This is a genomic window from Janthinobacterium lyxosi (assembly GCF_051380665.1).
Taxonomy (GTDB): Bacteria; Pseudomonadota; Gammaproteobacteria; order Burkholderiales; family Burkholderiaceae_D; genus Janthinobacterium.
This window is the reverse complement of sequence record NZ_JBNYXM010000033.1, coordinates 19,066-31,974: the sequence shown is the minus strand read 5'-3', so window position 1 is coordinate 31,974 and position 12,909 is coordinate 19,066. Positions and strand designations below refer to the sequence as shown.

Annotated in this window: 18 protein-coding genes; all 18 read right to left on the bottom strand. The window is 62.6% G+C overall.

The features are described 5' to 3' along the window. Nucleotides 1-4: 4 nt before the first annotated feature. From ACQ4WP_RS24485 to ACQ4WP_RS24400, 18 genes are read right to left on the bottom strand one after another with little or no spacing between them, the layout of a single operon-like run. On the bottom strand, nucleotides 5-760 hold the full coding sequence (locus tag ACQ4WP_RS24485; protein WP_436525194.1) for a sigma-70 family RNA polymerase sigma factor: 756 nt from the start codon (nucleotides 758-760) through the stop codon (nucleotides 5-7). A 6-nt stretch (nucleotides 761-766) separates the two neighbouring features. After that, the gene (gene fliP / locus ACQ4WP_RS24480) at nucleotides 767-1,534 is read right to left on the bottom strand and encodes a flagellar type III secretion system pore protein FliP (RefSeq protein WP_436525192.1); all 768 of its coding nucleotides are present in this window, start codon (nucleotides 1,532-1,534) and stop codon (nucleotides 767-769) included. Then, complete coding sequence (locus ACQ4WP_RS24475) at nucleotides 1,534-1,947, bottom strand: flagellar biosynthetic protein FliO (protein ID WP_436525190.1); 414 nt, start codon at nucleotides 1,945-1,947, stop codon at nucleotides 1,534-1,536. Before ACQ4WP_RS24475 ends, fliP begins: the two co-directional genes overlap by 1 nt. Further along, a complete protein-coding gene (locus tag ACQ4WP_RS24470; protein ID WP_436525188.1) occupies nucleotides 1,944-2,327 on the bottom strand; it encodes a FliM/FliN family flagellar motor switch protein in 384 nt (127 codons plus the stop codon). Before ACQ4WP_RS24470 ends, ACQ4WP_RS24475 begins: the two co-directional genes overlap by 4 nt. Then, nucleotides 2,324-3,124, bottom strand: a complete 801-nt coding sequence (locus ACQ4WP_RS24465; RefSeq protein ID WP_436525186.1) for a FliM/FliN family flagellar motor switch protein — start codon at nucleotides 3,122-3,124, stop codon at nucleotides 2,324-2,326. The genes ACQ4WP_RS24470 and ACQ4WP_RS24465 overlap by 4 nt, the downstream gene beginning before the upstream one ends. After that, complete coding sequence (locus tag ACQ4WP_RS24460; protein WP_436525184.1) at nucleotides 3,124-4,317, bottom strand: flagellar hook protein FlgE; 1,194 nt, start codon at nucleotides 4,315-4,317, stop codon at nucleotides 3,124-3,126. Before ACQ4WP_RS24460 ends, ACQ4WP_RS24465 begins: the two co-directional genes overlap by 1 nt. 18 nt (nucleotides 4,318-4,335) lie before the next feature. Continuing rightward, nucleotides 4,336-4,743: a flagellar hook capping FlgD N-terminal domain-containing protein gene (locus tag ACQ4WP_RS24455; RefSeq protein WP_436525182.1), complete on the bottom strand. Its 408-nt coding sequence runs from the start codon at nucleotides 4,741-4,743 to the stop codon at nucleotides 4,336-4,338. After that, complete coding sequence (locus ACQ4WP_RS24450; protein WP_436525180.1) at nucleotides 4,744-5,511, bottom strand: hypothetical protein; 768 nt, start codon at nucleotides 5,509-5,511, stop codon at nucleotides 4,744-4,746. Continuing rightward, nucleotides 5,501-5,932 (bottom strand): flagellar FliJ family protein, encoded by a 432-nt coding sequence (locus ACQ4WP_RS24445; RefSeq protein WP_436525178.1) that lies wholly within the window; start codon nucleotides 5,930-5,932, stop codon nucleotides 5,501-5,503. Before ACQ4WP_RS24445 ends, ACQ4WP_RS24450 begins: the two co-directional genes overlap by 11 nt. Nucleotides 5,933-5,964: 32 nt before the next feature. Further along, nucleotides 5,965-7,275: a FliI/YscN family ATPase gene (locus ACQ4WP_RS24440; protein WP_436525176.1), complete on the bottom strand. Its 1,311-nt coding sequence runs from the start codon at nucleotides 7,273-7,275 to the stop codon at nucleotides 5,965-5,967. Next, nucleotides 7,275-8,075, bottom strand: coding sequence for a FliH/SctL family protein (locus ACQ4WP_RS24435; RefSeq protein WP_436525174.1), 801 nt, complete (start codon nucleotides 8,073-8,075; stop codon nucleotides 7,275-7,277). Before ACQ4WP_RS24435 ends, ACQ4WP_RS24440 begins: the two co-directional genes overlap by 1 nt. Continuing rightward, nucleotides 8,063-8,578, bottom strand: coding sequence for a hypothetical protein (locus tag ACQ4WP_RS24430; RefSeq protein ID WP_436525172.1), 516 nt, complete (start codon nucleotides 8,576-8,578; stop codon nucleotides 8,063-8,065). The genes ACQ4WP_RS24435 and ACQ4WP_RS24430 overlap by 13 nt, the downstream gene beginning before the upstream one ends. Beyond that, nucleotides 8,575-10,026: a flagellar basal-body MS-ring/collar protein FliF gene (gene fliF, locus ACQ4WP_RS24425; protein ID WP_436525170.1), complete on the bottom strand. Its 1,452-nt coding sequence runs from the start codon at nucleotides 10,024-10,026 to the stop codon at nucleotides 8,575-8,577. Before fliF ends, ACQ4WP_RS24430 begins: the two co-directional genes overlap by 4 nt. Before the next feature lie 10 nt (nucleotides 10,027-10,036). Continuing rightward, entirely contained in the window at nucleotides 10,037-10,333 is a 297-nt protein-coding gene (gene fliE, locus ACQ4WP_RS24420) for a flagellar hook-basal body complex protein FliE (protein WP_436525168.1), read from the bottom strand. Continuing rightward, a complete protein-coding gene (flgC, locus tag ACQ4WP_RS24415) occupies nucleotides 10,333-10,764 on the bottom strand; it encodes a flagellar basal body rod protein FlgC (protein WP_436525166.1) in 432 nt (143 codons plus the stop codon). Before flgC ends, fliE begins: the two co-directional genes overlap by 1 nt. After that, a complete protein-coding gene (gene flgB, locus ACQ4WP_RS24410) occupies nucleotides 10,764-11,147 on the bottom strand; it encodes a flagellar basal body rod protein FlgB (protein ID WP_436525165.1) in 384 nt (127 codons plus the stop codon). Before flgB ends, flgC begins: the two co-directional genes overlap by 1 nt. A gap of 46 nt (nucleotides 11,148-11,193) precedes the next feature. Then, nucleotides 11,194-12,324: a flagellar basal body P-ring protein FlgI gene (locus ACQ4WP_RS24405; protein WP_436525163.1), complete on the bottom strand. Its 1,131-nt coding sequence runs from the start codon at nucleotides 12,322-12,324 to the stop codon at nucleotides 11,194-11,196. After that, the gene (locus ACQ4WP_RS24400; protein WP_436525161.1) at nucleotides 12,324-12,902 is read right to left on the bottom strand and encodes a flagellar basal body L-ring protein FlgH; all 579 of its coding nucleotides are present in this window, start codon (nucleotides 12,900-12,902) and stop codon (nucleotides 12,324-12,326) included. Before ACQ4WP_RS24400 ends, ACQ4WP_RS24405 begins: the two co-directional genes overlap by 1 nt. Nucleotides 12,903-12,909 lie beyond the last annotated feature (7 nt).

Sequence of the window (12,909 nt, the reverse complement as noted above, 5' to 3'; positions counted from 1 at the left end):
GCCTTCATGTGCTCCAATGCAGTGTACCGCTACGGTTGATGGTCACCTTCAGCGTGCCGAGCGCTTCGCGGTGCAGCTGGGCTATGCGGCCTTTCGACAGATCGAGCATCTTGGCGATTTCCTCAAACTGAATCTGTTGCAGGTAATGATAGGTGATGACTTTTTTCTGATTGTCCGGCAGGGTGGCCAGCATGTCCTTCATCCTTGCCCGTAGCTGTTTCAATTCCACGCTGGTATAGGTGTTGTCCAGGTACTGCGGTTCGCTATACTGCTCCGATCCCGTGTCGTCGAGGACAAATCCAACCGCCAGGCCGAGTGCCAGCTGCGCCAGGTAGCCGAACAGCATTTCCGGCTTGTCGCGGCCGGGAGCGGCGTCGCCGAGCGACTGCATGCGTTCGGCAACGGTGCGTTTGCGGGCCGCGATCTGCTCCTGAATTTCTGTAAAGGATGCCAGGCCGTTGAGCATCGCACCATTGATCCTGCTTCCCGCAAAGGTTTCGAATTTGACGCCGCGGTCCGGATCGAAGCGGTCAATCGCTTCCAGCAGGCCGACGCGGGCATACTGCAGGTAGTCGGCAAACTCGATATCCGAGTTGCTGCGTCCGGCGTACATTTTCGCTGCCAGCATCCGCGCAAACTGCAAATAGCAGCGCACGATGCGCTCCCGCACGGCGCTGTCCCGGTCTGCGACATAGGCCGGCCACAGTGCTGCCGGGTCGAGTGCCGGAGATCCCTGCGTCAAAAGAACAGTCTGCTTCATTGCTGTCTAGGAAAACGTACCCAACAGCGCGCGCACCACCAGATTCCAGCCATCGATCAGCACGAACAGCAGGATCTTCAAGGGTAGCGAGATCGACGCCGGCGGCACCATCATCATGCCCAGCGACATCAGGGCACTGGATACGACCAAGTCCACCAGCAGGAAGGGTAAAAATACCACGAAGCCGACCTGAAATGCTGTCCGCAGCTCGGACAGCATAAAGGCGGGAATCAGCTGCACCATGCTGATGTCAGCCATGCTGCGCGGCTGCTGCGCCTTCGCCAGCTCCACCATCAGGGCCAGATCCTGCTCACGGGTTTGTCGCACCATGAATTCGCGCAAAGGCAACACCGCCTTGGCCAGCGCCTCCTCGGTTGCCATGCTGCCTTGCATATACGGTTGCACGGCGTTGGTGTTGATCTCCTGCATGGTCGGCGCCATGGTAAACAAGGTCAGAAACAGTGACAGACTGATGATCACCGTGTTGGGCGGGGTTTCCGGCATCCCCAGTGCATGGCGCAGCATCGACAGCACAATCACGATGCGGACGAAAGCGGTCATCGACATCAGGATCGCGGGTGCCAGGCTCAGAACGGTCAGTCCAAGCAGGATACGGATGGCCGAGGATACCTCGGTCGGCGCCGCCCCGGCACTGCCCAGGCGGATCTGCAGGCCTGGCAATGCCAGCGTGGGTTCGGCGGCGATCGCCGCGCCGCAGGCGAGCGCGCAGGCGATTGCCACGCCAACACCGATGACAGGGGGCGACAGCCGCATCAGGCTTGCTCCCCGGGGATGGCCGCCGGCTCCCGCGGCGCAACGGCCAGCGTGGTAATGCCGTGTTCGCTCTGGGCGATCAGATACTGGTTGCCGGCAAATTCCACCACCGACAGCAGGGAGCGCGGACCCAGGCGCTGCGTGTCGAGGACGCGCACCAGGCGCGGCTGGCTGCCTAACAGTATCGGCATTTTCAGCTTTTTCCGTATGATGACAACCGCGCCGATTGCCGCAGCGGAGATCAGCAGCACCGCCCAGGCGCTGCCGTCCGATAGCGCAAGCGAGCCGGCGGCGTCATCGTGCCTGAACGGGATCGCGACGGCATCGCCGGCGGGGGGCTGGGATGCCGCCGAGGTTGCGATCCATCCCGCACAGAGCATGGCCAGCAATGCCAGCCGCAACCATACTCTCATGACTGGCCGCCCGGGGCGATTTCCGTGATGCGCACGCCGAAGTTATCATCGACCGCGACCAGGTGCCCGCGCGCCACGACACTCCCGTTGAGCATCACGTCGACCGGAAAGTCCACGGCCCGGTCGATTTTCAGTACCGACGATTCCTTCAGGTCCATCAGTTCGCCGACGCTGGTTTGTATCTGGCCCACCATCACATTCAGGCTCACCTTCACGCTGTCGAGCAGCCGCATATTGCCACCCAGCACAGCAGGGCCAAACGGAGCCTGTGGCTGGATCTCCGGCACGCTGACGAGGTGAGCCTGGGTGGCCGGTGCATTGCTTGCTGGCTCTAGCTTTTCTGTAGACATATTCAAATTGGTATGCATGTTGCTGTTCAAGGTGACTCCGTTGATGAAGATTGAGGCTGCGCAATTGTGAGCGCGAGCTGGCCGTTGTCGCTGCCCAGGTAGCCGCTGAACAGGATGCTGCCTTGCGCGCCGCGCACTGCAAGCGGCAACTCGGCGGAACGGTCAAGGCGGATGACATCGCCGACACCGAGCGTCATCAGACTGCCCAGCCCCACGTCGGCGCGGCCGATATCGACCGGCAGGCTGACGGCCACCTGCTGCAGTGCCTTGCGGTAGTCGATCCGCTGCAGTGGCGCCAGCCTGGCTGCCGGTACGGACGTAGCAAGAGTGCGTACGGTTGCGGCGTCCAGCACACAGCGCAGCGTGAACTTGCCAACACTCAGTGCGATGCATACCGCTCCGCTGCCCGCCTGGAACAAGGATGGCGGCGGGGCTTCGCGCAGGACTGCCGCATCCGGCACGCCTGGCGCAAGCGCCTTGGCCATGCAGGCACGCAACGCTGTGGCGGCCTCCAGTGCAACGCCGCTGGCGATGGCACATGCCGTCTCTGCCGATGTAAAGGCGCCGCTCTGCGGTAGAAACATGGCGTCCTGGAGATGCGACAGGCTATCGCCCGGCCACGCCATCCAGCTTCCCCCATGCCGCTCGGTGGCAACCAGGACGGCGCGCACCCTGGCGTTCATCTCCCAGGCGCGGCCGCAATCGACCTGCAGTGCCTCGCGTGACACGCCCCATGCCGCGCACCACTGGCGGGCAGCCTGCGCAAGCAGGTCCTGCAGGCGCGCCAGGGTCGCGTTGCCCAGCAGCGTATAGGCGTGCACGACCATCAGGTACGTCCCTTCATGTCGAACAATTGCTGGATCATGTCGTTGGCGGTACTGATCACATGCGACGATGCCTGGTAGCCACGCTGCATCAGGATCAGATTGCTGAACTCGGATGCCAAGTCGACGTTCGACCCTTCCAAGTGTCCGGCCACCAGCGTGCCGTAGGCATCTGCACCGGCAAAGCCGTAATGGACGAGGCTCGTTCCCTGCTTGGCGAAAGCGCTGCCACCGACCTGCACCAGGTCCTGTTCGCTGTCAAACTGCGCCAGCGCGAGACGTGCGCCCTTCACAGTCTGGCCGTTGGAATACGCCACTTCAACCGTCCCATCGCTGGAAATGGTCTGGTTGGTGCGCACACCCGTGCCATAGCCGTTCTGCGACGCCATGGAGAGCGTCGACACGGTGGTCTGGGACGTGACATTGCTGGAAAAATCAAGGGCGACAGTGAACGGCTCGACACCAGTGGAGGCATAGTCAAAATTGACCATGCCCGCTCCTGCCAGCGGTGTGCCGGCGGCAAACTGCAACGTGCCGCTGCCGAGTACCGCCCCATTGGTGACGCCGTCGGTCACGGTCACCGTATAGGAGTGGTCCCCCATGTTCTTGAACGACAGGTTGACCGTGTGGCGCACACCGTTCGGGTCGAATATCGTGACATTGTTCAGGCTGGCATTGACCGGAGGAACGGCGACGGTCGAGGTCAGATTGCCTGTAATCTTGACGCTGCTGGTGGCCTTCGGCGCGCTGGTGCCCAGGCCGTCGAGGTTGATATCGGCCAGCTTGCCAGCGCTGTCGAGGCTGAGCACATGGTCTCCGCGCGAATTGGTCAGGACGTTGCTGGCATCGAACTGGAAGTCGCCCGCGCGTGTATACAGGAGGTCTTCGCCGCGCCGGATGGTGTACATGCCGTTGCCGTTGATGCTCAGGTCGAGCGCATCGCCCGTACTCTGGTCGGCTCCCGGCTTGAAATTGATCTTGCTGCCGAGTGTATCGAGTCCGGCGCCGAGCGATCCCTGGGCCCCGTTGCGCTGCTGGTCACCGCCGTCGGTGTTCTGGCTGAATAGGTCGGAAAACTGCAGCTGCGCACTTTTGAATCCCGGGGTATTCACGTTGGCCAGGTTGTTGCCGACCAGGCTCAATCCTTTTGCGTGGCCCATCAGGCCGGAAGTGCCGATATAAATGGTATCGAACATAATGAACCTTGTATTCGGTTAGCGGATGCGCAGGATTTGTGCCAGCGTGACATTGCTGCTGACGGCGCCACTGGTGCTATTGGATACTGTCAGCAATGGCGTGCCACTGCTGACATCGAGCGCGGAAACAGTACCGGTCATGCTCCCGCTGGCCAGACTGATGTCGACTGTTTTGCCCAGCAAGCCCACCGACTGGACAGCCGATTGCACACCCAGCAGCGACTCGATTTTGTCGTTGATTTGCCGGCCCTGCTCCAGCGAGGCAAACTGGGCGATCTGGGCCACGAACTCCTGATTGTCCACCGGTTTTAACGGATCCTGGCTATTGAGCTGCGCGGTCAGGATTTTCAGGAAATCCTCGATGCCGATATTTGCGGACTGCGATGCCGTGTTCGCGCCGACGGCGGCGGTAGAAGTGATCGCCAATTAAACTGCTCCTTTAAAAGTGTTTGCTGCTGAACATGCCGGCGCTGGCGCCACGGTATCCGATGCCGTATCGAAGACAATTCTTTTCCCGTTCAGGGTGACGGCATTGAGCCTGGCGCCGCTCATGCCCAGCTCACGGGCCATGCCGAGGGCGACCAGTTCTGCCCGCGCCGGCAGAAGTGCCGCATCGCGTATCCAGGCCTGCACGCCGCTTGCGTCCTGATACAGATGCAGTTTTGCAGAGGTATATTGATTACCTGCGCCAGCTTGCGGTCGATGCATCTCGCCTGAACGGCATGCCGCCGGATCGGCTGCTTTGTGCTGGCCAAGGCGGCCCGGCACGAGAGCGCTGTCCGGCAGCCTGGCCTGCGCTAGCGGTACGCTGAGCAAGGTTTCATTGCTGGCAGTGTTGCCCTCAGGCGCGAGCGTCCTGCCGGCCACGGTGGCCCCATATCCCTGGGGCGGCAGCTCGGGCAACGGGGTGGCGAAGGCGGCGTGCGCGCTCCAGGCAACGCCTGTTTCCACGGCGCCGTCACCTGGAACGAGTCCACGATTCCCCGCAGCTACATCGGCTGTTGCATCGGTTCTCACCGCTGCCGCCTGCTGGCTGGAACGGCCCGGCTGACTGCCGGCGCTGCCCGACTGCTCCAGCATGGCGTGTTCGAGCTGGTACAGCCAGCCGGCCTGGCCGCAATTGCTGCCCGGATGTTCCTGCCGTGGTATCGCTGCCGAGTCGGCGAATGATGCCGAGTTCAGGCTAATGCTCATGGTTGTCGCTCCTGCCTAATGTCATGCTCCACAGCTCGTCGGACGATTTGAAGTCGCTGCTGCTTTGTTCCTGAAGAAACTTTCCCTGTTCCTCATCGCGGTGATCCTGCACTGCTTCCAGTGACCGCTGCGCGAGCACCACCTTGTCAGCCAGCACTGTTTGCTGTTCTTCAAGCAGGCTGAGGGCATTACTGGTTGCGGCCGCCTGCCTGGCCAGGCTGTCCATGTACCGCGACAACGTACTGAGGCGCTCCACCGGCATCGCCTGTGGCGTGCCGGCGAGCTGCAACCACTCTTGGCTCGCCTGGGCGCGGCGCGAATCGGCGTGGCGCAGTTGCAGGCGCTGCGCGCCGATTTCCGCATTCAGCTGGCCCAGGTCGCGCAACAGGGCGTCGAGTTCCCACTGGCGCGTCAGCAGCACTGGCTGCAGGGCATACCGGAAGCGTGGCGGTCTCATGCTGCCGTACCAATCGCGCGGCGCAGGCCGTCGAGCGCATCGTTGCGTGTGCTCGATTCCTGCACCGGTTGCCGCAAGACGGCACGCAGCGCCGGAAATGCGGCGATGGCGCGGTCCAGGGCAGGATTGCTGCCGGCGCGATACGCACCCATGTCGACCATCTGGCGATTGCGCTCGTAGGTGGCAAGCAATTCAACTGCAGCTCCCATGACTTCGCGCTCCTGCTTGCTGGCCAACTCCGAGGCCAGGCGGCTGCTGCTTTGCAGCACATCGATGGCAGGAAAATGGCCCTCATGCGCCAGATCGCGCGACAACATGATGTGGCCGTCCAGCGTGGCACGCACGATATCGGAAATCGGTTCATTGAAATCATCGCCCTCCACCAGAACGGTATAGAGCGCGGTGATGGAGCCGCCCGTGTCAATCGTGCCGCAGCGCTCGCACAGGGCGGGAAGTTCGGCGAATACGGAAGGGGTATAGCCGCGCGCTGTCGGCGGTTCGCCGGCAGCCAGGCCGATCTCACGGCGTGCCATGGCGAAACGCGTGATCGAATCCATCATTAGCAACACCTGTTGCCCCTGCTCGCGGAAGTACTCGGCGATCGCAGTGGCGGCGTGCGCGGCACGCGTGCGCACCAGCGCCGGCTGATCCGACGTGGCGACCACCACGACACTGCGCCGCAGTCCCTCCGGGCCAAGCTGGCTTTCGATGAACTCGCGTACTTCGCGGCCGCGTTCGCCGATCAGGGCGATCACGTTCACATCGGCTTGCACGTCCCGCGCCAGCATGCCGAGCAGGGTGCTTTTGCCCACGCCACTGCCGGCAAAAATGCCGACACGCTGTCCACGGCCAAGCGGCAGCAAGCCATCGATCGCGCGCACACCGGTGTGCAGCACATCCTTGATGCGTGGCCGGCTCAGCGGATTGATAGGGGCCGCATACAGGCTGCGCATGCTGTCCGTGTGCGGCGCAGGCGCACCGTCCAGTGGCAGGCCGAAGGCATCGATCACGCGGCCCAGCAGTGCCTGGCCAACCGCAATGCCTGGCGGCTGGCCACTGGCGACGATCTCGTTGCCGGCACCGACGCCGCGTGCGTCACCATAAGGCATCAGGATCACGCGGCCAGGGCGCATGCCGACCACTTCGGCCAGCAAGGGGGCAGCAGGGTAGGGCAGCACGACTTCGCACACTTCACCGAGCGTCGCATCCGGGCCGCTGGCCTCAATGCTGTTGCCGGAAATACCGGTTACCCTGCCGGTGCGGCGTGTCAGGGCGCTGCTGCGCACCGCTTCCAGATAGTCGCGCATCACAGCCTGCTTTCCGCTTGCCGGTGCGTCTGCCGCACCTCGCGCAACACCTCACGCAGGCGCTCCAGCTGGGTGTCCAAGCGGGCATCGAGCGTACCGCGCGCTGTTTCCACAATACAGCCGCCAAATTCGACAGCGGCATCGCCTTGCAGCAGCAAGCGCGCATCAAGCAGGCCTTCATGCGCTTGCAACACATCGATATCCTGCGGATGCATGCGCACGCAGATTTGATCCGCGCCCCCTGCCGCCTGTACCAGACGATTCACCATGGCCGTGATGCCCGCGCGCGTGATGCCGTGCTCGCCGATGATGCGGCATGCGGCGGTGTAGGCGATGTCGACCAGCATGTCTTCCTGTTCCGCCAGCAGCGTGTGGCGGGTTTGGGTGAGATTGGCCACCAGCGCCGACAGCGCCGCCAGTTCCGCCTTGGTTTCGGCCGCGGCCTTTTCCTGCCCCTGCAGATAGCCACGCCGCTCGGCATTGGCCAATGCTTCGGCTTCCCTGGCGGCGACGTCTGCCAGGCGCTGGCGTTCGCGTTCGCTCGCTTGCGCCGCCAATTCAGCCGCTGGCGGGCCAGCAGGTTCTGCAACAATGGCTTGCACAATGGGTGCAGGAGCAGGTGCGGCGGCCGTGCGCGGGGCGATCGGCGCCGATACGGACACCATGGACGCCATCGTTGGCTGGGCCGGCGCGGCAGCCGGTGGCGGCGCGGGTTTGCTGCGCGGCTCCTGGCGCCGCGGCGCCTGGCCCAGACGCCGTGTTTCGCCAGAAACGGCGGCTGCGCGAATTATCGGATCCATGGGCATATCCGCTGCAAAAGTCCGACTGGCTTGGCCGAAGGCGGCTTGGTTCGCTCATCGTTTTCCCACATGCGCAATTGCTGCTGCAGTTGCTCGAGCAAGGCACGATCCAGTTCGGGAGCAGCGGTACTGAATTGAGCCTGCAGCGTGGCAATCTGCTGACGCCGCAGCGCATCAAACAATGTGAGTAAATCAGCGCTCCAGCGCCACTCCTGCAGGGATATCACGCGCGCGACCAGGGCTGCCGGCTCATGCCGGAGCAGGGCGAACATCTGCTGCGCCGATGCCGAGGCCAGTCGGTCGCCTGATTCTTCCTTGCTGGCCGCTGCACTCTGCATGACTTCCGCGGCGTCGCCACCACGCTGGAAACCCAGCTCGTGCAGCTCCCGCAGATGCGCTTCCAGCCGGTGCTGATCATGCGGTTCCAGTTGGCCCAGGATCAGGGCGCGGTCTGCATCCTCAAGCGCATGCAAGGCAAGCGCCGCCCGCCGATGCCCGCTCATTTGCGCACCACGCCAGGCGCTGACGCACCCGCCACGGGCTCTGCCGCCGGTGTGATCCACTGGCGTACGTCTTCCAGCAGGCGTGCACGCTGGGCCGCATCCAGACGCGCCACAGGCGCATGCCGCCTGGCGCGCAGGAACAGATACAGCAATAGCACGACACCCAGGCCAGCCAGCGCGGCCAGCATGGTGATCACTGTGCTGGACATGCGTGCTGTAACTGGTCCGGGTGGGGCCATCGCTGATGGCAAGTCTGGCAACTCCGGCGATGCCGCAGCCGGCGCTTTGGCGGCGGCCGGATTAGCGAATTGATCCATGGCGTATACCACGACCGCATCGCCGCGCTGGCTGTTGAAACCCACCGCCAGTGTCACGACCTCTTTCAGTTTGTCGAGCTGGGCGTCACTCAGCGGCTGCTTGACCAGCACCGCGATCGTCATGCGTTTCACGGTGCCGGCCGCCGTGACTGTCTGCTCCACCCGTCGCCCGACCTGATAGTCCGATTCGACCGTGCTGCCGCTGGGTTTGGCAGGGGCCGAGGCCGTGCTGTCCGTATTGACCTGGCGCTCGTGCACCACCACGCCGGTGGCGATGCCATCGGGCGCAATCCCCTTGGCGGGCAATACTTCTTCGGTCGTCACCTTGCTCTGGTCCAGATTGAGCAACACGTCGACGCTGGCGACGGCTTGCCCCGCACCGAACGTACGGTCGAGGACTTCGGTGACCTTTTTGACCAGATAATCTTCGGTGCCGCGCTTGGAATCGAGCTGCGACAGGCCGAGATCTAAGCCGCCATCGGACTGAGCGACACGCGTCAGTGCAACACCGTGCTGGTCGAGCACGGTAACGTCGCTGCTGACGATATCGGCCACCGAGGCCGCAACCAGGCGCTGAATCCCGGCAATTTGTTGTGACGCGAGCACCTTGCCGGGCTTGGTAGTCAGCGTGACCGATGCTTTCGGCTTGGCCACTGCGGTCTTGAACAGGCTTTGCTCTGGCAGTGCCAGATGCACGCGGGCAGCCTGAATCTCCTCGATCGACAAGATGGTGCGGGTGAGTTCACCCTGGATGGCGCGCAGATAATTGACTTTCTGCACGAACTCGGTCATGCCAAAGTCGGCATTGTTGAAGACCTCGAAGCCGACTGCACCATGCAGCGGCAGCTCCTTGCCCATCAGCTTGAGGCGGGTCTTGTAGACCAGATCCTTTGGGACCAGGATAGTGTTGCCGCCATCGGTCAACTGATACGGGGTTTTCAGGCGGTCAAGCTCGCTGGTCATGGCGGCGGCATCGGCCGGCGCCACGTCGGAGAACAGTACCTGGTAATCGGCGCGGTAGGCCCAGATGCCGACCGCCGTCACCAGTGCAATGATCAGCAGCGCGCCGGCCAGCATGCCGATGCGTGCGCGTGCGGGCAGCTGTTCCCATGTTTCTACAATTGATGTCACTATCAGACTCCTAGACCTGCATCCGCATTACTTCTTGATACGCCTCGAGCAGGTGATTTCTCACCTGTGCGAGCAACTGGAACGACAATTTCGCTTCTTCGAGGTGAATCATTACCTCGTGCAGGTTCTCCACGTCGCCCACCGCCAGCTGCTGTATCTGATGATCAGCGTTGACCAGGCGCGTGTTGACTGCCTGCAATTCCGTGCTGAACCAGTGGCCAAAGCCGCCGGCCGGCGAGGGTGGGGTGGCGATAGTTGCCATGGCTTCTGGAATGGCCGCTGCCGCCGCAATGGATTCGATCGCCATTACTGGCCTCCGATGTCGAGCGCGCGCGCGGCCATCGTGCGCGCGGCGTTCATGGCGACCACATTGGCTTCGTAAGACCGTAACGCAGTACTCAGGTTGACCATCTCCGCCGTCTGATTGACCGCAGGATAGGCCACCATGCCTTTTGCGTCCGCATAGGGGTGTCCAGGCTCGTAGGCCATGCGCGCGGCGAGCGCCTGCGGTACCGCAACGGCCTGCACGCCACTGCCGCCACTTGCGTAGAGCTGGCCAAATTGCTGCCCGAACGAGGCGCGCGCTTCCCGCGCCACCACGCTGAGCGGCTGATATGCCTCGGCCGCACTGGTTGCGGCGGTATGCATGTGCGCCAGATTGGCGGCGGTGACGTCAAGCCGCAGCTTTTCCACCGCCATGCCGCTGGCGCTGATATGGAATGCAGCGTTATAGTCCATTAGCGTTTCCCTTCATTGATGGCAGTCGAGAGAATCGACAGATGTTTGTTCAATGCCTTGATTAACGCCTGCTGGTGCAGCGTATTTTCAGACAAGCCGGCAACTTCCATATCGAGTTGCACGGGATCGCCAGCGATGCTGTCGGGTGCCGCCTCAAACAGCGGCTGGTAGTATTGAAGGTCAGCCAGTGCCGGGGTGCGCCCATCGCGCAAGCCGCTTTTTACTTCGCTCATGCGGCTTTCAAAATTGACACCGATACGCTGGTAGCCGGGTGTATTGGCATTGGCGATATTGTTGGCGATCGCCTGCTGGCGCATGTTACTGGCATTGAGCGCCAGGGACAGCATGCCGATAGTGCTGTCATGGATGATGGGTGCTGCCATGGGATACTCCTGTTTCGTCAAAGTGATATGGCCGGGATCGTGCCTGTTATTGCACAATCAGTTCAGCATGCAGCGCGCCAGCGGCCTTGACAGCCCGCAGTATGGAAATGATGTCGCGTGTATTAGTCTTGGTGCGTGTGAGTGCCTGTACCAGATCGGCCACGGTGTTATTGGTCGCTGCAACGAATCCAGTTTCGGCCCCTTCACTGACCTCGACCTGGGTGTTGCTGACAGGGGTGCCATAGCGCCCCTGATTCACGCGGATCAGTAGCAGCGGCTGCGATACCGTGTTTTCGGTCATGATGGTGACCTTCAGGTCGCCTTGTGACACGGCGACTTTCGAAATGCGCACGTCGCCGCCAGAAACCACAGTGCCAGTACGTTCATTGATCACCACCTTGGCGCGGCGGTCCGGCTCTACTGCGACATTTTCGATTGCCGTCAGAAAATCCGTGACCCGGCTGCGCCGCGACTCGGGGATCTGGATTGCGATGCCGGAGGCATCTTGCGCTACCGCCAGCTCGATGCCCAGGCCGAGGCTCTGGTTGATCGCATGCGCGACCCGGCTGGCCGTCGTGTAATCAGGGTCTGCCAGCACAAACGTGACGCTTGTGCCGGCATTGGTGACATCGGTGGCCACGCCCTGTTCGACCGTGGCGCCGCCAGGGATCGACGCGACGGTGGGATGGTTTTTCTGCACCACATTGCCGTTCATGTCGTACTTATAGCCTCCGACCGAGAGCGCCCCCTGCGCCAGGGCATAGATCTGGCCGTTTGCCGCCTTCAGCGGAGCGAGCATCAGCGCTCCGCCCACCAGGCTGCGCGCATCGCCGATCGAGGTAATCGTGACATCGAACGCGTCGCCCGGCCGGGCAAACGGCGACAAGCTGGCGGTGACCATGACCGCCGCTACGTTGCGACTTTGAACGTCATCTGCCACTACGGTAAGGTCATAGCGCGACAACATGTTGGCAATCGACTGACGGGTGGTCTTGTTGCGGCTCGAGTCGCCGGTACCCGCCAGGCCGGTGACCAGGCCATAACCTGTCAGCGCATTGGCCCGCCATCCCGCCATTTTGCCGATGTCCTTGATGCGTATCGTCTCGGCAGGCGCCGCCGCGCACGCGCATGACACTCCCAGCAGCAGCGCTGCCCACCACAATTGTCTGGCCATCATTACAGCCCGAAGAAGGTTAGGAAACGCTGCCACCATGCCGGGCGCTGCGTATTGGCGAGGTCTCCCTCTCCCGCGTAGCTGATCCGGGCATTCGCGATGCGTGTCGACAGGACGGTATTGGTGTCGCTGATGTCCTGCTGGCGTATCCGTCCTTCCACCTTGATTTGCTGGCGTTCGTTGTTGATATCGAGCAGCTGTTCGCCGGCGATCAGCAGATCGCCGTGATCCGTCACCTCGCGTATCGCCACCGTGATTTGCGCCAGTACCCGTCCTTCGCGCACGGTGCGGCCACGCCCGTCCATCTGATTGGCTGCCTTGATGCCTACGCTGTTCGCCACATGCGGCCCTTGTACTGACAACCCCACCGAGGCGTCGCGTGCCGCACTGGTATTGGCGCTGCTGCTGGCACTGGCATTTTCATACACCATCACCGTAATCAGATCGCCGATATGGCGCGGACGCAAATCGGACGTCATCGGCTGGTAGGTGGCCGGCGAATACAGGCTGTTGCCCGCTTCGGTAGCACTGGCAGCAGCCGAGACGACGGCAAGCAGGTAGAGCGTTGCAACAAACGACATGATGAGT